The sequence below is a fragment of the Haloferax prahovense DSM 18310 genome (genome assembly GCF_000336815.1).
In the GTDB taxonomy this organism is placed as follows: Archaea; Halobacteriota; Halobacteria; order Halobacteriales; family Haloferacaceae; genus Haloferax; species Haloferax prahovense.
Genome location: NZ_AOLG01000010.1, coordinates 25,054 through 44,992 on the forward strand (window position 1 = coordinate 25,054; position 19,939 = coordinate 44,992).

The following is a 19,939-nucleotide window of genomic DNA, read 5'->3' on the forward strand; positions in this document are numbered from 1 at the left end:
GCGGTCGGGAGTCACGGGTCGCCGGACGGGCGCGGAACTTAGATGAACATGAACGTCACGTAGGTGATGGCGAGCAGGACGGCGGCGTGTTTGACGCCGTCGGCGACCTGTCCCTCGCCGAGCTGTCCGGCGATGAGTCCCGAGCAGAGTCCCTGAATCGCCGTGACGTGGAAGAACAACAGCGTGTAGGAGTCGGTGTTCACGTCGCGGAGGCCGGAGAACGCGCCGGAGGTGACGCCCGCGACCTCGCCGGAGCCGATGGCACCGGCGCTGGCCTGCTCGACCGCTGGGATGAACGACACTGTCAGCGCGGCGACGATGCCGAGGAAGACGAGAAACGAGATGTAGATGACGAGCAGGTAGGTGACCATCTCCTGATTCCGCTCGCGGGCGAGTCGGCGGCTGTCTTGGGCCTCGTTGGCCGCGATGCGGAGCACGGGCGCGAGGTCGCCGCTCGCGCTCATCGCGTTGGTGATGAGCGTCACCGACCGCGACACCATCGGACTCGTCGTCCGGCGGTCCATCCGCCGGAGCGCGGTCTGGGCGTCGGCCCCCCAGTCGATGTCGCGGACGGCGCGGTCGACCTCGTCGCCGAGGGGGCCGAGGTCCGACGCGGACACCCGGCGGAGGCTCTGGACGACCGTCAGTCCGGCCTCGTTGACGCTCGCGAGGCGGTCGAGGAAGTCGGGCATGCTCCGCTCGATGGCTCGAATTCGCCGCTTCCGAAGCTCGTGGAACGCCGAGACGACGACGAGCGCGCCGATTGCGGCCTCCACGACGTGTTGGTCCACCGCGTCGGCGACGCCGAGGAGCGTCGGGTCGGCGGGGAACGTGGTCCGCAGGGCGACCCAGACGAGCCCCAGTGGAACGGTGAGCGCGAGCGTGGCGAGCGGGTGGCGGCCGAGGGTGTCGAGCGGGCGGTCGAACCAGTCGCGAACCGCGCGGAACCGGTCGTAGGCGGCGAGTCGCTCGCGGTTCGCGCGCCACGGGTCGCCTCGGGTGTCGGTCTCGCCGCCGTCGGTCGCCGGGGCCGAACCGACGCCGCCGTTCGCGTCGATGCGCCGGAGCGACGCGCCCGCGGCCTCCGCGTCGTCGTCGGCGACCGCCGCGCCCCGGAGCGACTCGGTGATGCTGTCGATGTAGACGACGAAGCCGAAACTCGCCAGCGGGATGCCGAGGTAGCCGACGATTCGGATGAGCGTCAGCGTGTCCGCGAGGACGAGACCGATGACGACGAGGACGGTGATGAAAAACAGCGGCCCGGCCACGAGGACGGTGACGTACACCTCGGCGAACGTCGACAGGAGGTCGAGATACTGCTGTTGTTGGGCCTCCGCCTCCGCCTGAAACCGCTCGTACTGCTCTTGGAGGAACGACGAGAGGTTGCGACCGCTCCCGAGCACGCTGGCGAGGTTCTCGGCGAACTCTTCGAGACTCGGGCTCGGCGTCCGCGTGGCCATCGTCTGGAGGGCGCTTAGCACGTCGGTGCCGAAGGCGTCCATGTCGCGGACGACGATACTGACCTCCCGCGCCGCCTCGCCGTAGATTGCCTCGTTTCGGGCCAGCGTCTCCAGCACCTGCGGGAACGGCATCCCCGACCGCGACAGCGCGAAGACGAACGCGACCGTCCGCGGGAGCGTCGCCTCGATTTCCGACGAGCGGGTGCGGGCGCGCTCGGTGAGGACGTACCACCGACCCCAGTAGACGCCGAGCGCGAGGAGCGCCCCGAGCGTCGCGCTCGAAAGCAAGAGCGCGAGAAACAGGTCGCGGAGCGGGAGCGCCTGGATGCTCGTGAGCCCGCCGAGGAAGCCGAGGGCGGCCGGAAGAACTTCGCGAATCGCCTCGGACTGAACGGCGAGCGTTTCGAGGGTCACCGCGGCGAGATAGACGCCGAAGACGCTCCCGGCGACGCCGAAGACGGCCGCCATGAGGAGCGTCCGCGAGGCGTACACGCGGTGGGTGACGCTCACGTGGGCCGCTCGGAGTTGGTTTCGCTGCTCCCTGCGCCGGGGGTTCTCGTTGGCGACGTAGAAGCCGAAGACGGAGAGGGCGACCCGCGAGACGAGGAGGCCGGCCGAACGGCTCACCGGCGACAGGACGACGGGGAGAACGAGGAGGACGGCGAGAACGAGGGGGAGCAGGTACAGGTACTGCGCGGCGGCCATCTCAGGCCTCCGTGCCGGCGTCGACGATGTCCTCGTCGGCCTCGACGCGCCGCATCACGTCTTCGGAGTCCGCGTAGTACTCGTTGATGAGCGCGGTGAACCGCCGGTAGTCGGAGACGTCCTTGTCGAGGAGGTACCGGAGGAACACCTCGCGGCGACGGAGTTCCCGACGGAGTTCGGTCCGCGACCAGCCGTTCTCGCGCTGGATTTCGGTGAGGAGCGAGCTGTCGTTCCGGCTGAACGTGTCGGTCTCTGGCTCCCACGCGAACGCCGACGAGTAGTCGAGTTCGCCGGTCCGCTGGTCGATGTCGCCGATTTCGCCGATGGTCTGCGAGCGGCGGACGCGCTCGCCGTCGTGGCGGGTGAGCGTCTGGACGCACAGCAGGTCGAGCGACTGCACCATCGCGCGCGGGACGTTGATGGGCTCGTTTTCGAGGCGGTTGATGACCGTCTCGATGCTGTCGGCGTGCATCGTCGAGAACGTCGTGTGCCCCGTGTTCATCGCCTGGAACAGCGTCACGGCCTCGTCGCCGCGGACCTCGCCGACGATGATGTACTCGGGGCGGTGCCGGAGCGCCGAGCGAAGCAGGTCGTACATCGAGATGTCGGTCCCCTCGTGGAGTCGCTCGCGGGTAACAGACGACAGCCAGTTGTCGTGGTAGAGCGCGAGTTCGCGGGTGTCCTCGATGGACAACACCTTCGACCGCGGGGGGACGAACATCGACACCGCGTTCATCGAGGTGGTCTTCCCCGAGGCGGTGCCGCCCGCGAAGATGAGGCTCTTGTTGTGTTCGATACAGAGCCACAGGTAGGCCATCTGCTCGATGGAGAACGTGCCGTAGCGAACGAGGTCGATGGGCGTGAACGGCTCTTCGGCGTAGAGGCGGATGGTGAAGGCTGACCCGCGCGGGGTGACCTCCTCGCCGAGGGCCAACTCGGCGCGCGCGCCGTTCGGGAGCGTCGTCCCGAGGACGGGGTCGCCGACGCTGATGTGCTGGCCGGAGCGCTGGGCGAGGCGGATGACGAAGTTGTCGAGTTCCTCGGCCTCGAACGAGACGTTGGTGGCGATGTCGGTGTACTCGTCGTGGTAGACGAAAAGCGGGAGGTCGTAGCCGTCACACGAGATGTCCTCGATGTGCGGGTCCTTCATCAGCGGGTCCAGGCGACCGTAGCCGTGGAAGTCCCGCCGGAGGTAGTACAACAGCGTGTAGAAGGTGTTCATGTCGAGTTCCAGCCCGTACTGCTCGAGAAGCGACTGGAGCTCTTCGACGAGCGCCGACTCGGTCCGCGGGTCCGCCTCGCGGCGGTACAAAAGCGGGTCGCGCACGTCGGTGCGAACGCGTTCGAGCAGCGACGCCTCGAACTCGTCGAGGTCGGGTTCGACGGTGTGGTACTGGTGGGCGGTCGCGTCCGTGTCGTAGGTGACGACGACGTAGGCGAAGGGGGCGTTCACCCAGTAACGCTCGACCTCCTCGTGGCCCTCGGGAATCTCGTAGGTCCCGAGCGGCGTGTCATCCGGCGTCAGCGGGAGCACGTCGAGCTTCGACCCCCGGAGCATCTCCGCGGTCCGGCGCAGGAGCCGCTGGGTCTCGGCGGTCGCGGCGTCGAACTCCCCGTCGGCGAGGAGTCGCAACACCCCTCGGTCACCCGGCGGGTCGCGCGTCGCCTCCGTCTCGCTCGTGATATCTCGTGCCATCGTCACCCGGTTGGTTGGTCGGGAGGTATGGGGGGTTGGAACTTAAAAGGTCCGCGCGGGAGATTGTCACTCGGCGAGAACGACCCGGCCCGCGGCTCGCGTTCAGGTCCGGTCGACCGTTAGGAGCACGCCGGCGAGAACGAGCGAGATGACGACGCCGAGCGGGAGCGGGATACCCGGAAGCCCGCGCGTCGCGAGCAGATACGTCGCTGCGGCGAGGACGACGCCGACGACGCCGAGGAGGCCGCCGAGGACTCGAACGGGGTCGACCGGCCCGGCTTCGACCCGCTCGTCGCGCAGGTAATAGACGATGGAAAACAGGACCGCGAGCGCGAGGATGGCCGCGCCGACGACCCACGCTTGGTAGGCGACGGCGACGGTCTGTCCCGACTGCAGCGACAGCGCGGACAGCGGGCTCCTGACCGCGACGCGGCTGGAGAGGCCCCACGCGAACTGAATCTCGGCGAAGGGGAACCGGACGAAAAGCAGGCTCACGCCCGAGAGGTTCGGCGTGTACGTGACGTTCCACGGGAGGAGCGCGCAGAGCCACGTCGAGACGACGGCCAGCGCACCCGCGTGTTCGGAGCGGACCCAGACCATAGGACAATCGCACGGGCTGACAGGTAAAAACTACCGACAGTAGAGGCGGGCCATCGCGGCGACGTGGCGGGAACGAACACGCCCGGTTGACCCCTCAGGAGAGCCGTTCGGGGTCGCCGTGAGTCAGGTCGCTCTTCTCGGCGTCGCCGGTGTTGAGCGTCTCGGTCGGCTCGACGAGGAGGACCTCGGTCGGTTCGAGCGCCACGGGCCGGTGTTCGACGCCGCGGGGGACCACGAGGAGGTCGCCCGACCCGAGTACCGCGTCGTCGCGGTCGCGGAACTCGATTCGAAGCCGCCCGTCGCGGACGAGGAACAACTCGTCAGTCTCGTCGTGGGCGTGCCAGACGAACTCGCCGTCGAGTTTCGCGACCTTCACCGCGTAGTCGTTCAGCTCCGCGGCGATTCTCGGGGCCCACGTCTCGTCGAACGACGCGAAGCTCTCGTCGAGGTTGACGGGTTCCATATGCGGTCCGCTCGCGGCGGCGGCCGATAACCGTTGTGCAGAGAGCGCGTCGAACCGGCGTAATCGGCCGGTTTCGACGTCGGAACGACGGTCCGGCGGCGTCACGTTAATAGGCCGCGCAGTACAACCAACAGTACGGAATGCGGCGTGACTACTTCGAACTCGATGTCCGCGATGTCGATTGGTACGAGGACGACGGCGACCCTCGCCAACCGACGGTATCTATCGACTTCTACGGCCCGGCCGAGGAGCTCCGGTCGCGGTTCCTCTCGACCAGCGGCGACGTGCTCGCCGCGGAGGAACTGGACGTCTCCTTTCGGCTGCAAGACTCCGTCGACGACTCGGACGCCCGAGGCGTCGTGAGCGTGACGGACCGGCTCACCGGCGACTACGTCCTCGAACTCAACGCTCGCGCCGACGACGTGTTGGACTTCATCCGCGCGGCTCGCGAGTACGGGCGCGCCGCGGGCGACGACGAGGGGCGCTACCGCGTCGACGTGGCCATCGAGGGCGACCACTTCGAGACCTTCGGGAAATCCACGTTCCTCGTCTACGACGGCGACGGGACGCTCCTGCGGAGCCAGAGCCTCATCCCCTCGGGCGTCGAACTCTGACCGAGGTCCTCGGCGGGGCGACCGCGCGGACGACGTTCCCTCTCGACGCGTCCCTCTCGACGCGTCCCTCACGCTCGTTCGTGTACGATATCGGGGCGAACCACGTCTTCTTTACCGACCGCTCCCACAGAGAGTACCGTGAGAAACGTAACCGACCGCACGAGAAACCCGTTCGACATGCGACCGTCGTGTGACCGGTACGTCCCCGGCTACGGCGACGCCAACGCCGACTTCCACGTCATCGGCGACCACCCCGGCGTCCACGGGGGCGTCGAGACCGGCATCCCCTTTTCGGGGGAGGCGGGCGACAGACTGTTCCCGGCGCTCGAAGACGGCGAGTTGCTGGCCGAGGCGGGTGACGAACCGACGGTGAACCGCACGTTCTTCTCGTATCTACACATGTGCGTGCCGGACGGGACGCCGTCGGCGGCCGACTACACCGACATGGAGCGCTTTTTCGACGCGGAACTCCGCGCCATCGCCGCCCACGTCCTCCTGCCGGTCGGTGCGGTGGCGACGAAGCACGTCCTGAACAACTACACGTCCGTCGGCTGGAAGACCGACGTCGACATGGAGGTGCTCCACGGGAAAGAACTCCGCGGGAGCGGCTTTCTCGTGTTGCCCATCAAGGACCCCGACGAGTGGGACGACGGCGACCACGACGAACTCGTCGCCGGCCTGCTGGAACTCCAGTCGACCGACTTCCGCCGCGAGTCAGACCTCGGTCGCTTCATGCCCGGAGCGGACCCGTACCTGGTCAGATAGCGTATTTTCCGCCGTATTCGACCGTCGTCCGCGGATTCGATAGATTCTTCACGATTCTGCCGTTCGTTCGTCCAGTAACAACCATGAAGGTTACGATATGTTCAGTTGATGCGCCCATATGGCTCACATAAGAGCATATTTATCCAGTCGTTCTGGAGGGCGTGGTTCTAATTGGCGATAACAAAGGACTTTTTACAACTAGTGTCCAACGTGGTGTTGACGCGCGTGGTTCGATTCACTTCCGCCGGGCGCGTCAGGCAGCTGTGAGACTGGTGCTCCTCACAGTGGCTTGGTCAGTCCGGGGACCTGCGCTCGGCCGCGGTCCCCGCTCTTAACTCAGACACGAGCGACAGCCCGGTTTCTCGCCGTCACGCGACCCGTCATACCTCTCGAGAGCGGTCGCTGTCGGATTAGAGCTTGTCCGCGAGTCGCTTCAGCGCGCCGTATCCGTACGCCGTGACCGGTTCGCCGTGTCCCATGGCGACCACGTCGACCGGCGGACAGCGCGCCGCGAACTCGCGGACGCTCCGCCTGTTCTCCGCGGCGTCGGTCGCGAGTACCCCCGGCAACAGCCCGAGGCTCCCGTTCGACTCGCGGACCATGTCGCCGACGAACGCGACGCCGTGGTCCTCGTGGACGAACGCGGTGTGACCGGGAGTGTGTCCCGGCGTCCGATACGCGACGAAGCCGCCGAGTTCGTCGCCGTCGCGGACGACCTCCACGGGGTTCGTCGGTCGGTCGAGAAACGACGTGAGCACGCGCTGCGCCGCGCCCTTCGCCGACCGGAGCGACGGCTTCGACGCGCCCGTCAGGTGCGAGGCGTCCGGCTCGGCGAGGTGAATCGGCACGTCGTCGCGGAGGCTGAGCGAGGCGAGCGTCCCGACGTGGTCGAGGTCGAAGTGGGTCACGAGCACCCGGTCGATAGCGCCGGGGTCGAGGTCCACGCGGGCGAGACCGCGGAGGAGTCGGTCGCGATCCCGCGGCGTCCCGGCGTCCACGAGCACCGTCTCCGAGCCGTCGGAGACGAGGTACGCGTTCACGCCGCGGAGTCGGAACCGCCGGACCGAGTCGGTCGGGATGGCCATACCGAACCGTCGGACGCGAACGACAAAAATCGTGGGCGACGGCGACGCCGCGGTTCGAGACGTTACCGCGAGGCGAAGAGATACCGACCCGCGTCGACGACGAATCCGCCGGCTCCGAGGAGCGGACAGACGACGAATCCGAGGAGGTCGACCGTGACGGGTCGCCCGACGCCGACCGCGCCGGCTGCCACGAGCGCCAGCGGCACGGTCGCCGCGAGCGCGTAGAACCACGTGGTCCACGCGTGGCCGAACCGAGCGATGACAGCGGCGAGCGAGACGGCGAGCAGCGCCGCCGCGACCGGAAAGACGAGCACCGTCGGCGTCGCTGCCGCGGCTTGCAGGGCCGCGAGGCTCGGCAGCGACAGCGGCGACGACGCGAGGAGTCCAGCGGCGGGCGCGGCGGTGTCGAGCGACGCGAGCGCGGTCACGAATCCCGCGCCGTCGCCCGCGAGGAGCCACGCGAAGCCGCCGAGGTACGCGAGGAGCGCGAGGAGCGAGACGCCCCACCCGTACCAAAGCGGGTTCGTCGACCCGGACGCGGTCGCGGCCGCCGACTCGGACCCGCCGCGTCCGCGTTCGAACCGGCCGGTCGTCCCCGCCCGACCGGACTGCGAGTTTCGGGCGCGGGTGCGCGACGACCCGCCCGCGGTGGTCGACTGTGTGGAGCCCGTGGACCGCGACGAGGACGACGAGGAAGCCGACCCCGAGGTGCGCGACCGACTCGACCGCGACGAACTCGCGTTCGAAGACGAAGACGACGCGCGTCCGGAACTCGACCGTCGGGAGGACGACGACCGGGACGACGAGGACGAAGAAGACGACCGACCGGAGGACGAAGAAGACGTCGTGGACGAAGACGACCGTCCGGAGGACGAAGAAGACGTCGTGGACGAAGACGACCGTCCGGAGGACGAAGAAGACGTCGTGGACGAAGACGACCGTCCGGTCGAGGACCGCGACGATGACGCCCGACTCGAAGTCGACCGACTGCCGGTTTCCGACCCGGAACCGCCGTTCTCTCCGGCTTTCCCGGGGTATTTGAACTTCGTCAGGCCGTCGAGCCGTTTCTCGACGTACGTCCCGTGGCCCATCCGGTCGTAGTCGGCGCGCTCGGCGTCGTCGGTGAGGACTTCGTAGGCCTTCCGGACGACGGTGAACTGCGCAGTCGCTCGCTCGTCGTCGTTGACGTCGGGGTGGTACTCCCGAGCGCGCTGACGAAAGGCCTGCTTTATCTCCGCCGTCTCGGCGTCGCGTTCGACCCCGAGGAGTTCGTAGAAGTCCACCGGCATTCGACGTGCGATTCGATGCAACGCCGGCTTTTGAATGTACCGGGCGTTCGCTGGCAAGCCGGGGCGTCAACGGACCGACCGACGGCGACCGACCGACAAACCGCGGGACGCTAGGCCCTCCGAGACCATTCGGAATAATCATGAACCTCGACGGCCAGGTGGCCGCATGGAACGGATACGGCTGGGTAACACCGTCTTCGAGGGCTTGAACAACGCCTACCTCCTCCCCGGCGACCGGCCGACGCTGGTCGACGCCGGCGTCGCGACCGACTCGGTCCGCCGAGACCTCCGCGAGGGACTCGACGCGGCCGGCTACGGGGTCGCCGACCTCGAAGCAATCGTCCTCACCCACTGGCACGCCGACCACGCCGGTCTCGCGGGCGAACTCCAGACCGAAAGCGGCGCGCCGGTGTACGTCCACGCCGACGACGCGGGCATCGTCGCGGGCGACCCAGACGCTATCGCGGCCGAGCGCGAGATTCGCGAGCGCCGCTTCGGGGAGTGGCGTATTCCCGAGGAACCGCTCGCCGAAGTGACCGCGTTCCTCGACGGCCACGACGACCTCCGGGGCGACCGGGTCGACGTGACGCCCGTCGAGGACGGCGACCGCATCGCCGCCGGCGACGGCGACCTCGAAGTCGTCCACCTCCCCGGCCACGCCGCGGGGCTGAGCGCCTTCGCCTTCGACGGCGAGCGCGGCCGCGAGGCGTTCGTCGGCGACGCGATTCTCCCGAAGTACACCCCGAACGTCGGCGGCGCGGACCTCCGGGTCGACCGCCCGCTCGAAACCTACCTCGACAGCCTCGCGCGCCTCGTCGACCTCGACTTCGCGCAGGCGTGGCCCGGCCACCGCGACCCCATCGACGACCCCGCCGGCCGGGCGCGCGTCATCGCCGAGCACCACCGCGAGCGCACCGAGCGCGTCGTCTCGGTCCTCGACGAACACGGCCCGGCCGACGCGTGGACCGTGAGCGCGCGCCTGTTCGGCGACCTCTCGGCCATCCACATTCTCCACGGCCCCGGCGAGGCGTTCGCCCACTTGGACCACCTCGTCGCCGAGGGCGTCGTCGCGGCCCCAGACGGCGACGGGCGGTACGAACTCCTCGACGCGGACCCGGACTTCGACGAACTGGTCGCGGTCCCCGAGACGAAACGTTAAAACGCCGCTGGAGGGAACGGAGAGCCATGGAACTGCGGGTCATCGACAAGACCGACGAGGAACTCCGCATCGAAATCGGCGGCGAGGACCACACCTTCATGAACGTCCTGAAGGGCGAACTCCTCCAGACCGACACCGTCACGGCCGCGACCTACGACGTGAACCCCGAGCAGTCCGGCGGACAGACGGACCCCGTCCTCTCTATCAAGACGGAACCCGGCGTCGACCCCCTCGACGCGCTCGCGGAGGCCGCTCGCGGCGTCCAGCGCACCGCCGACGATTTCACCGACGCCTACCGCGCCGGTATCGACGCGTAATCTGCGGGTTCTCTCTCGTTTCGCTCCGACCGTGAGCGGTGCGTTTCTCGGTCATTCGCCTCCGCCGCCCGGGCCTTCGTAGTCCTTCTCGCCGGCTTCGATACGGACTTCGAGCCAGTTCTCCATCGGGACGAGCGGACACTCGTAGCGCGGGGAGTAGGCGCAAAACGGGTTGTACGCGTCGTTGAAGTCGACGACCCACCGGCCGTCGTCGGTCCGGTCCGCGGCTTCGAGGTCGAGGTAGCGGCCGGCCCCGTAGGTCTCCTCGGTGTTCGTCTCGTCGCGGAAGGGAACCCACAGGCGGTCCTCGTCGGCGTCGGCGCGGTAGGCGTCGAGGGAGTGCGTCTCGCCACCGACCTCGAACTCGAAGCGACCCCACGCGAGGTACTCGCGCTCGCCGTCGGTGGTGGTGCCGATGGTGATGCGCTCGGGGTCGTCGTACGCCCGGAGTTCGAGTTCGAACCGGAGGTCGGGGTCGGGGTCGAAGTAGTCGAGGCCGTCGAAAAACTCCCGCTGGTCCGGCGGAATCGGCGAGTTGCGGTCCGCGGCGAGATAGCGGTCCTTCTCTTCGCGGTGTGTGCGGAGGGCTTCGAGCCACGCGTCGTCGGTCATCTCGGGTCGAGATACGGTGCGCCGGCGGGTTAAGATTAGTTCCGACTGCGCGGGGGGCGCACGACCGGCGGGCGGGGCCGGCGGCGGGCGCGAAAAGAGGGACGAAGAGGTACGGAGAAGGGACGTGGACGTTTACAGTCGAACCGGCACGTCGCGCTCGTCGAGGTACTCCTTGACGTCCCGAATGGTGTACTCGTCGAAGTGGAAGATGGAGGCGGCGAGACCGGCGTCCGCGCCGGCCTCGGTGAAGACCTCGTACATGTCTTCAGGGCCGCCACAGCCGGAGGAGGCGATGACGGGGGTCGAGACGCTGTCGCAGACGGCCTTCGTCAGCGGGATGTCGTAGCCGTCTTTCGTCCCGTCGGCGTCGATGGAGTTGATGAACAGCTCGCCCGCGCCGCGCGATTCGGCCTCGCGGGCCCACTCGACCACGTCGACGCCGGTTCCCTCGCGGCCGCCTTTGACCGTACACTCGAACCAGCAGGACTCGCCGTCGACCTCGACGTAGTGCTCGCCATCCTCGTCGTAGCGCCGCCGGGCGTCTACCGAGATGACGATGCACTGACTCCCGAAGGAGCGCGCGCCTTCCTCGATGAGGTCGGGGTTCTGGAGCGCCGCGGTGTTGATAGAGACCTTGTCCGCGCCGGCGCGGAGCGTCTCTTTGATGTCGTCGCGGGTGCGGATGCCGCCGCCGACGGTCAGCGGGATGAACACCTCGTCTGCGACCTTCGAGACGGTGTCGAGCATCGTCTCGCGCCCCTCCGCGGAGGCGGTGATGTCGAGGAAGACGAACTCGTCCGCGCCCGCCTCGTTGTACAGTTTGGCCATTTCGACCGGGTCGCCCGTGTACTTCAGGTCCTCGAAGTTGACGCCGGTGTAGACGGCCGGGTTCCCGTCCTCGTCGAGGTCAACGTCGATACAGGGGATGATGCGCTTCGTGAGCATTCGCTACCGAATCGTTGGCGAAAGAGCCGTTTCACCGTTTCGACTACGGCAGGTGGTGGGCGGAATTCCGACCACCTTGCCGAGTCGCCCGGTGACCGCGAGACTGAGCCGGTTCCCTCGCCGTCCCCCGCGGCAGAGCCACCTTGATGTCCCGTCCGTGAGAACCACGACGCGGGTTCCAGTTCGAATGATGGCGGATTCAGCCGAGCTACTCAGCCTGCTGGTGGTCGTCGAGTTCGTGGTGATGGCCGCGATAGTGGCGCTTCTGGTCCCGCTCGACGCCGCGATTCCGTTCCTCCCGCTCGCGCTCGCGTTTCTGGTCGTGCTGTATCTGTCCCGAACCTGACCGTGCTGCTCCGGTCCTGCCCCGTCCGGCGAGGCGTTCTCCCGCGACTGGCTGCCGACTCGCGGGCCGCGCCGTCCGCGGACGACGGTTAGGTGCGTTTTTGTACCGCGAACCCGTCGCCCCGCGTATGAGCGACGACCACGACCACGGCGACCACGGACACGACGACCACCACGCGGACGAGGACGCCCGCGTCACCTCCCCGATGCAGGACTTCTCGATGAGTCAGGTCACGACCGGTATCCTCGTTCTCGTCGTCGGCCTCGTCGTCGTGTTCGGCCTCCCGCTGGCGCTGGCGTAAGCGCGCTCGGGGACCCCCAGAACCGGCAATTTGTACGAACTTCCGCGTTCTCTCCGCTTTTACGACACCCGGCGCTACGACTCGGCGTGAAATCTATCGTCGTCACCGAGTACGGGAGTTCCGACAGCCTCGAACTGCGAGAGACCGAGACGCCCGAGCCGGGACCGGGCGAGGTCCGCATCGCCGTCGAGGCCGCCGGCATCAACTTCGCCGACATCATGCAGCGGCGCGGGACCTACCGAGACGGCCCGGCACCGCCGTATACGCCGGGGATGGAGGCCGCAGGAACCATCGACGCGGTCGGCGACGGCGTCGACCGCGAGGTCGGCGAGCGCGTCGTCGCCATGACCGGCGGCGGGGCGTACGCCGAGTACGTCACCACGCCGGCCCCGACGCTGTTCGACGTCCACGAGTCGATGTCGTTCGCCGAGGCCGCCGGCTTCCCCGTCCAGTTCCTCACCGCGTACAACTGCCTCCACGAGTGGGGCGACCTCGCCGACGACGAGCGCGTGCTGATTCAGGCGGCCGCCGGCGGCGTCGGCACCGCGGCGGTCCAACTCGCCTCCCACGCCGGCGTCGAGACGTTCGGCACGGCCAGCACCGAGGAGAAACTCGACCTCGCGGCCGACCTCGGACTCGACCACGGCATCCAGTACACCGAAGCGGACTTCCGCGAGGTCGTCGCCGACGAGACCGACGGCGCGGGCGTCGACCTCGTCCTCGACGGCGTCGGCGGCGAGACGTTCCGGCGCAGTCTGGACGCCCTCGCCGACTTCGGCCGACTCGTCACCTACGGGGCGGCGTCCGGCGACGCGGCCGAGGCGGACCCGACGCGCCTGCTGTTCGAGAACAAGTCGGTCATCGGCTTCCACCTCGGAAGCGCCATGCAGCAGCGCCCCGAGTCGATTCTCGGCGCGGTGCCGGAACTATCCGAACTGCTCGCCGCGGGCGAACTCGACGTGGTCGTCGGCGAGACGTTCGCCCTCGAAGACGCCGCGGCGGCCCACGAGTACATCGAAGCCAGAAAGAGCAGCGGGAAAGTCGTCCTCGAACCGTAACGGAAGCGGCGTGACGCGGCACCGCGCCTTTTCAGTTTAGCTTTCGGTTCAGTCGAGTTCGCGAGCCAGCACGTCGCGCAGGTCGGCGATGTCGGCCGCGTCGTAGGCGGCCTCGTCGCCGTCGACCGCGACCGAGAGCGTCGCGTCGTCGGTCGTCGTTCCGAGTTCGACCACGGGCACGTCGCCCACGAGGTCGCGGAGCGCGGCCTCGTCGGTCGTCTCGACGACGACGCGACCGGGCGTCTCCTCGAACAGCGAGACGTAGTCGTCGACGGACACGTCCGCGCCGACCTCGTCTGTGACCATCTCGGCCAGCGCGACCGCGAGGCCGCCGTGGCTCACGTCGTGGACCGCGACCGTGGCGTCGTCCGCGGCGACGGCCTGAATCGTCTCAACCGCCGTCGCGGCGTCGGCGTCCTCGGGGAGCGCCGGGAAGGCGTCGGAGCCGCCGGCGTGTTCGAGGACCGCCGAGCCGCCGAGCGCCCCGCCGGAGTGGCCGACGAGGAACAGGTCGCCCTCGCCCGAGAGCGAGAGGCCGGGCGAGGAGCCGTCGGCCTTACCCACCATCGCCAACGTCGGCGTCGGCGGAATCGGGCCGGAGACGGAGTCGTTGTACAGCGAGACGTTGCCGCCGACGACCGGGACCGAAAGCGCCCGGCACATGTCGGCGAGGCCGTCGACGATGCCCTTGAAGCCGCCGTACACGTCGGGCTTCTCGGGGTTGCCGCCGTTGAGGCAGTCGACGGTCGCGAGGGGCGACGCGCCTTTCGCGGCGAGGTTGGTCGCGTTCTCGAAGGCGACCGCGCGCGCGCCGTCGTAGGGCGCGGCGGTCGTCCAGTTGGGGTCCGCGCCGCCGGTGAACGCGAGTTTCGTGTCGGCCTCGGGCACGTCGAGGAGCGCCGCGTCGTCGCCGGGGCGTCGGGCGGTCCGCAGGCCGACCTCGTGGTCGTACTGGCGGTAGACCCAGCGCTTCGACGCCGTGTTGGGGTCGGAGACGACCGCCTCGAACGCCTCGGAGAGGTCGAACGCGGGTAGGTCGCGCGCCGCCGACTCGGGTTCGACCGAGTCGAGGTCGTTCATCGGCGCGCCCTCAGCGAGGAACTCCGGCGGCACGTCGACGACGGGTTCGCCGTCGAAGGTACAGACGTAGTTGCCCTCGGCGACCTCGCCGATGACGGCGCTGCCGAGGTCGAAGCGCGCGGCGAGTTCCTGCACGCGCTCGACGTTCTCGGGGGTCACCTCGTAGCACATGCGCTCTTGGGACTCCGAGAGGAGAATCTCGAAGGCGTTCATGTTCGGCTCGCGCTGGTGGACCTTCTCGAGGTCGATTTCCGCGCCGAAACCGCCCTTGGCGACGAGTTCGGAGGACGCGCCGCCGAGACCGGCGGCCCCGAGGTCGCGGGCGGACTCGACGAGGTCCTCGTCGATGAGCGCCTCGTTGCACTCGATGAGCAGTTTCTCCGTGTAGGGGTCGCCGACCTGCACCGCGGGCCGGTCTTCGGTTTCGGCGTCCTCCGCGAGGTCCTCGCTGGCGAAGGACGCGCCGCCGAGACCGTCGCGGCCGGTCGAACTGCCGACGAGAACGAGTTTGTTGCCGGCCTTCTGCGCTTCGGCCGTGACGAGGCGATCGGCCGAGAGGAGGCCGACGCAGGCGACGTTGACGAGCGGATTGCCCTCGTAGTTCTCGTGGAACGAGGTCGAGCCGGTCACGGTCGGGACACCGATGGCGTTGCCGTAGTCGGCGATGCCCTCGACGACGCCGTCGAGGAGGTACCGCGAGTGCTCGCGGTCGAAGTCGCCGAAGTAGAGGCAGTCGGCCAGCGCGATGGGGTATGCGCCCATCGAGAGGGTGTCGCGGACGATGCCGCCGACGCCCGTGGCCGCGCCGTCGTAGGGGTCGACGTAGGAGGGGTGGTTGTGGCTCTCGATACCGAGCGTGATGTAGGTGTCGTCGTCCAGAGCGACGACCGCGGCGTCGTCACCGGGACCGATGACGACCTGGTCGCCCTCCGAGTCGAACGCCGACAGAAGCGGGCGAGACGACCGGTAGGCGCAGTGTTCGCTCCAGAGGTTTTCGAAGAGTATCTCCTCGGCCGGCGTCGGGTCTCGACCGAGTTCGGCGACGACGAGGTCGCGGTCCGCGTCGGAAAGCGTCATTCACTGGTATGGTCAGAACGCACATTGTAAACCCTTTCTATGTGCACGAACGTGCGTAAAATGTGGTCGGAGCCGCCGTCGTCGCCCGCATCCGACTCACGCGGGCGTGTACGGCGGCGACTCGGCGCGGATTATCTCCGTCAGCTCGTGCATCTCGTCTTGGAGCAACACGAGCAGGTCGTCCATCGTGACGATACCCGTCAGCCTGCCGCCGTCGGTTATCGGCGCGCGCCGGACGCCGTGTTCCCGCATCTGCCGGAACAGGTCGAAGACGCCCACGTCGGCGTCGACGGTGAACGGTCGCTCGGTCATCGCGTCTCTCGCCGTCATCCCGTTCGTGTCGCCGCCGGCGGCGACGCACTTGAGCGCGATGTCTCGGTCAGTCACGATACCCTGTATGTCGTCGCCGTCAGCGACGACGACCGAACCGACCTTTCGGTCCTCCATCAGCTTCGCCAGCTCTCGAATCGGCGTGTCTTCCCTCGCTGTCACCAGTTCGTCTCTCGGTCGTGCGATGTCTCGTACGGTCATCTCTCTCACCCGGTGGAGCCGCGCGGTGCGGGTGCGCCACCGTCCGTGGAGTTCGTCGCCCGCGATATTATTTCTGTATTCTTACATTTCGACCAGTTTTGGCGGTATGTCGGCGCGCGCGGAGTGTCTGCGGACGCGGACGGTCTCTCGCGTCGGCGTCATCAACGGGCGGCGTGCCCGATACCCCACCGGAAACCCTGCGTGAGGTACACACGCCAATCACACCGGGACCGGGGCGCTTTTTTAGCCTCCATCGTTAGGAGACGGTGTGTTATCGGTCGAGTTGCACTCGCATTCGTCTCTGTCCTACGACGGGCGGGACCCAATCGAGTACCTCCTCGAACAGGCGGTCGCGGTCGGCTTGGACGCCCTCGCCGTGACCGACCACGACGAGATAGACGCCAGCCTCGAAGCCGCGGAACTCGCGGCCGACTACGGACTGGTCGGCATCCCCGGGATGGAAGTCACCTGCGCCGCGGGTCACGTCCTCGCGCTCGGTGTCGAGGAACTGATTCCAGCGGGGTTGTCGTACGACGAGACGCTCGACCGCATCCACGACGCCGGCGGTATCGCCGTCGTCCCGCACCCCTTCCAGAAGTCGCGTCACGGCGTCGCTCCGCACATCTCCAGCGCGCAACTCGCCAGCGCCGACGCCATCGAAATCTACAACTCGCGGCTCCTCACCGGCATCGCAAACCAGCGCGCCGAGCGGTTCGCCAAGCGGCGGAACCTCCCGATGACGGCCGGGAGCGACGCTCACATCGCGGAGATGGTCGGACAGGCCGTCACCGAGGTCGGCACCGACACCCGAAGCGCGGACGCCATCCTCTCGGCCGTCGCCGAGGGGCGAACCAGCGTCGTCGGCAACAAGACCCCGTGGCGCATCTCGTTCCGGCAGGCCGCGGGCGGCGCGACCCGACGCCTGAAACACGCCCTGACGGACCTCTTTTGATGCGCGGCGCTTCCCCCGACCTCGTCCGACGCGCCCTCGCCGAGCGCGACCCGCTCCCCGGAACCGCGGGCTTCGCGGGCGAACTCGACGGCCGACTCGTCCGCGACGTGCTCGGTCGTCAGCCCCTCTTCACCGAACGCGACGACCCAGAGCGGTGGTCGTTCGACCACCGCGACCTCGACGACCCGGTCGCCGTCCCCGCCGGTCACGCCCGCGAGACGGCCGGTGAAGCCGCCGGCGACGACGAACGCGTCTGGTCGCTCCCCGACCCGCCGGCAGCCACCGATCGCGACGCCGCGCTCGAGCGCGTCCGCGACGCGGTCTTCGATTCGGTTCGGTCGGTCGACGACGACGGTCTCGCCGTGGCCTTCTCGGGCGGCGTCGACTCCGCGGTCGTCGCGGCCGGCGTGCCTGACACCCCCTGTTACGTCGCCGGCTTCGAGGGCTCCCACGACGTCGCCGCCGCCCGCGAGGCCGCCGCCGCGATGGACCGCGACCTCGCCGTTGTCGAACTCACTCACGAGGCGCTCGAACGCGCCGTTCCGGAAATCGTCGCCGCGCTCGGGCGGACGAACCCGATGGACGTGCAAATCGTCCTCCCGCTGTATCTACTCGCTGAGCAAGTCGCCGAAGACGGCTACGACCGCCTCGCGGTCGGGCAGGGCGCGGACGAACTGTTCGGCGGCTACGCCAAAGTCCAGAAGGCTCCCGACGACCCGCGCGTCGAGGCCGAAACCGTCCGCGGGGCCGCCCGCGAGATGATTCTCACGCTCCCCGACCAGCTCGAACGCGACCTGCTCGTCCTCCGCGCCGCCGGGGTCGAGCCCGTCGCGCCGTTGCTCCACGACCGCGTAGTCTCGGCGGCGCTCCCGCTTCCCGGCGCGTTACTCGTCGACGGCGACCGGCGGAAGGTCGCGCTCAGGGAGGCCGCGAGCGGCGTGCTCCCCGAGTCGGTCGCGGAAGCGGACAAGAAGGCGGTCCAGTACGGGACCTACGCCTCGCGCGAACTCGACCGGCTCGCGCGACAGGCGGGGTTCAAGCGACGGATGGAGAACCACGTCCAGCGGTACGTCGAATCGCTCGTGGAGTAGGCCGGGTCCTGTCGGTCTCGTCGCCTCTGTTCGACTCAGTTTTCGGTTTCGTCGCCGCGTACGACCTCGATGGCCTCCAGGGCGAACTGCACCGTGTCGGGGTCGAGGTCGCTCTCGCGGAGGTCCGACTCGTCGTACCACGACCAGACCTCGGGGTCGGCCTCGCCCGACGCGGGGTCGATGTCGCGGGAGTCCACGCGGGCGTAGAAGATGTGGTCGATGTGCTGGTGGCCGACCGAGCCGTCGCCGTGGACGTTGATGTCGTAGAGCATCTGCTGGCGGGGTTGTGGGAGCGCCCGACCGTCGGGCGCGGGGACGGTCGGCGTGTCGTCGACGAGTTCCGGGTCGAGGCCCGTCTCCTCGCGGACCTCGCGCAGGCCGGCCTCGTGGGGGAGTTCGTCGCGGTCGACGTGGCCGCCCGGCGGGATGCGGATGCCGAGGCGCTCGTGTCGGTGGAGGGCCACCGCGCCGTCGTTGACGATGTACACGGTCGAGGTGAAGTGTCGCGTCGTCTCCATGGCTGTGGCTCCGGAGCGAGCGGCATGGCTGTTGCGAAACGAGACGAAACGAAGCGGAGCGAGACGCGGCGGCGCGAACCGAGCGGCCCGGCCGGGTTAGGGCAGTTGGACCTGCTCTTCGGCTTCGAGGAGTTCGTGGTAGCGGTTGCGGATGGTGACTTCCGAGATGTTGGCGACCTCGGAGACCTCGTTTTGCGTCACCTTCTCGTTGGTGAGAAGCGAGGCCGCGTAGACGGCGGCGGCGGCGAGGCCGACCGGCGACTTGCCGGAGTGGACACCCTGTTCTTTGGCGTTCTTCAAGAGTTGGCGCGCGCGTCGCTCGGACTCGTCGGAGAGGCCGAGTTCGCTGGCGAACCGCGGGACGTACTGCTCGGGGTCGGCGGGCTTGATTTCGAGCTTCAGCTCGCGGACGACGTAGCGGTAGGTGCGGGCGATTTCGTCCTTCTCGACGCGCGAGACGCTCGTAATCTCGTCGAGCGACCGCGGAGTGTCGGCCATGCGAGCGGCGGCGTACAGCGCCGACGTGGCGACGCCCTCGATGGAGCGGCCGGGGAGCAGGTCGTCGTCGAGCGCGCGGCGATAGATGACCGAGGCGGTCTCGCGGACGTTGTCCGGGAGGCCGAGCGCGGAGGCCATGCGGTCGATTTCGCCGAGCGCCTGCTTGAGGTTGCGCTCCTTGGAGTCGCGGGTGCGGAACCGCTCGTTCCACGTGCGAAGTCGCTGCATCTTCTCGCGTTGGCGGGACGACAGCGAGCGCCCGTAGGCGTCTTTGTTCTGCCAGCCGATGTTGGTCGACAGCCCCTTGTCGTGCATCATGTTCGTCGTGGGCGCGCCGACGCGGGACTTCTGGTCTTTCTCCGAGGAGTTGAACGCGCGCCACTCGGGGCCGTGGTCTATCTCGTTTTCCTCCACGACGAGGCCGCAGTCCTCGCAGACCGTCTCGCCGTGTTCGGAGTCGGCGACGAGACTCTCCGAGCCGCACTCGGGACACGAGCGCGTCTGCTCCCGCTCAGCGTCGGTCTGTTCGGTATCTTTCGTATTCTCATTGCGCACGCGCGCGTTGCCGGTCGTGAAACGTCGGACACTTTCTGTCATTTGTGTGCGAGAGAAGCAACTGGGAACGGTCGTTCTCCGTCTATTCGTATCGACCCTCGTTACTTATATCTGACGGCGGCAGAAGGACGGAATGGGCTGAGTTCGCACGGTCAATCTCGGCCGCCTCGTCGGTGGCCTCGACCGGGCGGGTCCGCACCGGGGACCGGACGAAACGACCCA

Annotated in this window: 21 protein-coding genes; 9 read left to right on the forward strand and 12 right to left on the reverse strand. The window is 68.3% G+C overall.

The features are described 5' to 3' along the window. Positions 1-38: 38 nt before the first annotated feature. From C457_RS05305 to C457_RS05320, 4 genes are all read right to left on the reverse strand, one after another. Positions 39-2,165 (reverse strand): type II secretion system F family protein, encoded by a 2,127-nt coding sequence (locus C457_RS05305; RefSeq protein WP_008092607.1) that lies wholly within the window; start codon positions 2,163-2,165, stop codon positions 39-41. A gap of 1 nt (position 2,166) precedes the next feature. Next, positions 2,167-3,861: a type II/IV secretion system ATPase subunit gene (locus C457_RS05310; protein ID WP_008092608.1), complete on the reverse strand. Its 1,695-nt coding sequence runs from the start codon at positions 3,859-3,861 to the stop codon at positions 2,167-2,169. A 102-nt stretch (positions 3,862-3,963) separates the two neighbouring features. Next, the gene (locus C457_RS05315) at positions 3,964-4,461 is read right to left on the reverse strand and encodes a DUF7549 family protein (protein ID WP_008092609.1); all 498 of its coding nucleotides are present in this window, start codon (positions 4,459-4,461) and stop codon (positions 3,964-3,966) included. A gap of 94 nt (positions 4,462-4,555) precedes the next feature. Beyond that, a complete protein-coding gene (locus tag C457_RS05320) occupies positions 4,556-4,924 on the reverse strand; it encodes a cupin domain-containing protein (protein ID WP_008092610.1) in 369 nt (122 codons plus the stop codon). Positions 4,925-5,064: 140 nt separating this feature from the next. Between C457_RS05320 and C457_RS05325 the strand changes: the two genes are divergently transcribed. Beyond that, the gene (locus C457_RS05325; protein WP_008092612.1) at positions 5,065-5,538 is read left to right on the forward strand and encodes a DUF5793 family protein; all 474 of its coding nucleotides are present in this window, start codon (positions 5,065-5,067) and stop codon (positions 5,536-5,538) included. Positions 5,539-5,676: 138 nt separating this feature from the next. Beyond that, entirely contained in the window at positions 5,677-6,303 is a 627-nt protein-coding gene (locus tag C457_RS05330) for a uracil-DNA glycosylase family protein (protein WP_008092614.1), read from the forward strand. Between the two features lie 410 nt (positions 6,304-6,713). Here the strand turns inward: C457_RS05330 and C457_RS05335 are convergent, their stop codons facing one another. Further along, the gene (locus C457_RS05335; RefSeq protein WP_008092616.1) at positions 6,714-7,388 is read right to left on the reverse strand and encodes an MBL fold metallo-hydrolase; all 675 of its coding nucleotides are present in this window, start codon (positions 7,386-7,388) and stop codon (positions 6,714-6,716) included. A gap of 62 nt (positions 7,389-7,450) precedes the next feature. Further along, on the reverse strand, positions 7,451-8,677 hold the full coding sequence (locus C457_RS05340) for a J domain-containing protein (protein WP_049913404.1): 1,227 nt from the start codon (positions 8,675-8,677) through the stop codon (positions 7,451-7,453). A 166-nt stretch (positions 8,678-8,843) separates the two neighbouring features. On the opposite strand from C457_RS05340, the gene C457_RS05345 reads away from it, so the two are divergent. Both C457_RS05345 and C457_RS05350 read left to right on the forward strand, forming a co-directional pair. Next, positions 8,844-9,836, forward strand: a complete 993-nt coding sequence (locus C457_RS05345; protein ID WP_008092623.1) for an MBL fold metallo-hydrolase — start codon at positions 8,844-8,846, stop codon at positions 9,834-9,836. A 26-nt stretch (positions 9,837-9,862) separates the two neighbouring features. After that, the gene (locus tag C457_RS05350) at positions 9,863-10,153 is read left to right on the forward strand and encodes a DNA-directed RNA polymerase subunit L (protein WP_004970976.1); all 291 of its coding nucleotides are present in this window, start codon (positions 9,863-9,865) and stop codon (positions 10,151-10,153) included. Positions 10,154-10,204: 51 nt separating this feature from the next. Here the strand turns inward: C457_RS05350 and C457_RS05355 are convergent, their stop codons facing one another. Together C457_RS05355 and hisF are read right to left on the reverse strand one after the other, a co-directional pair. Continuing rightward, positions 10,205-10,765, reverse strand: a complete 561-nt coding sequence (locus C457_RS05355) for a DUF1684 domain-containing protein (RefSeq protein WP_008092626.1) — start codon at positions 10,763-10,765, stop codon at positions 10,205-10,207. A 132-nt stretch (positions 10,766-10,897) separates the two neighbouring features. Then, positions 10,898-11,710 (reverse strand): imidazole glycerol phosphate synthase subunit HisF, encoded by an 813-nt coding sequence (hisF, locus tag C457_RS05360; RefSeq protein ID WP_008092627.1) that lies wholly within the window; start codon positions 11,708-11,710, stop codon positions 10,898-10,900. 187 nt (positions 11,711-11,897) lie between these two features. Here hisF and C457_RS20425 point away from each other — a divergent pair, with 187 nt between their 5' ends. From C457_RS20425 to C457_RS05365, 3 genes are all read left to right on the forward strand, one after another. Next, positions 11,898-12,056, forward strand: coding sequence for a hypothetical protein (locus tag C457_RS20425; protein WP_008092629.1), 159 nt, complete (start codon positions 11,898-11,900; stop codon positions 12,054-12,056). A gap of 127 nt (positions 12,057-12,183) precedes the next feature. After that, positions 12,184-12,357 (forward strand): DUF7550 family protein, encoded by a 174-nt coding sequence (locus tag C457_RS20570; protein WP_162832764.1) that lies wholly within the window; start codon positions 12,184-12,186, stop codon positions 12,355-12,357. 86 nt (positions 12,358-12,443) lie between these two features. Further along, on the forward strand, positions 12,444-13,415 hold the full coding sequence (locus tag C457_RS05365) for a quinone oxidoreductase family protein (RefSeq protein ID WP_008092634.1): 972 nt from the start codon (positions 12,444-12,446) through the stop codon (positions 13,413-13,415). A gap of 48 nt (positions 13,416-13,463) precedes the next feature. Here the strand turns inward: C457_RS05365 and purL are convergent, their stop codons facing one another. Both purL and C457_RS05375 read right to left on the reverse strand, forming a co-directional pair. After that, positions 13,464-15,572: a phosphoribosylformylglycinamidine synthase subunit PurL gene (purL, locus tag C457_RS05370; protein ID WP_008092635.1), complete on the reverse strand. Its 2,109-nt coding sequence runs from the start codon at positions 15,570-15,572 to the stop codon at positions 13,464-13,466. A 96-nt stretch (positions 15,573-15,668) separates the two neighbouring features. Beyond that, positions 15,669-16,103 carry a CBS domain-containing protein gene (locus C457_RS05375; protein WP_049913405.1) on the reverse strand — a complete coding sequence of 145 codons (435 nt, stop codon included), beginning with the start codon at positions 16,101-16,103 and terminating at the stop codon, positions 15,669-15,671. Positions 16,104-16,371: 268 nt separating this feature from the next. Between C457_RS05375 and C457_RS05380 the strand changes: the two genes are divergently transcribed. Next, on the forward strand, positions 16,372-17,055 hold the full coding sequence (locus C457_RS05380; protein WP_004977563.1) for a PHP domain-containing protein: 684 nt from the start codon (positions 16,372-16,374) through the stop codon (positions 17,053-17,055). Next, positions 17,055-18,146 carry an asparagine synthase C-terminal domain-containing protein gene (locus C457_RS05385; protein WP_008092640.1) on the forward strand — a complete coding sequence of 364 codons (1,092 nt, stop codon included), beginning with the start codon at positions 17,055-17,057 and terminating at the stop codon, positions 18,144-18,146. Before C457_RS05380 ends, C457_RS05385 begins: the two co-directional genes overlap by 1 nt. A gap of 35 nt (positions 18,147-18,181) precedes the next feature. Here the strand turns inward: C457_RS05385 and C457_RS05390 are convergent, their stop codons facing one another. Next, positions 18,182-18,664, reverse strand: a complete 483-nt coding sequence (locus C457_RS05390) for an NUDIX hydrolase (RefSeq protein ID WP_008092641.1) — start codon at positions 18,662-18,664, stop codon at positions 18,182-18,184. 96 nt (positions 18,665-18,760) lie between these two features. Then, positions 18,761-19,717, reverse strand: a complete 957-nt coding sequence (locus C457_RS05395) for a transcription initiation factor IIB (protein ID WP_008092643.1) — start codon at positions 19,715-19,717, stop codon at positions 18,761-18,763. Between the last annotated feature and the right edge of the window lie 222 nt (positions 19,718-19,939).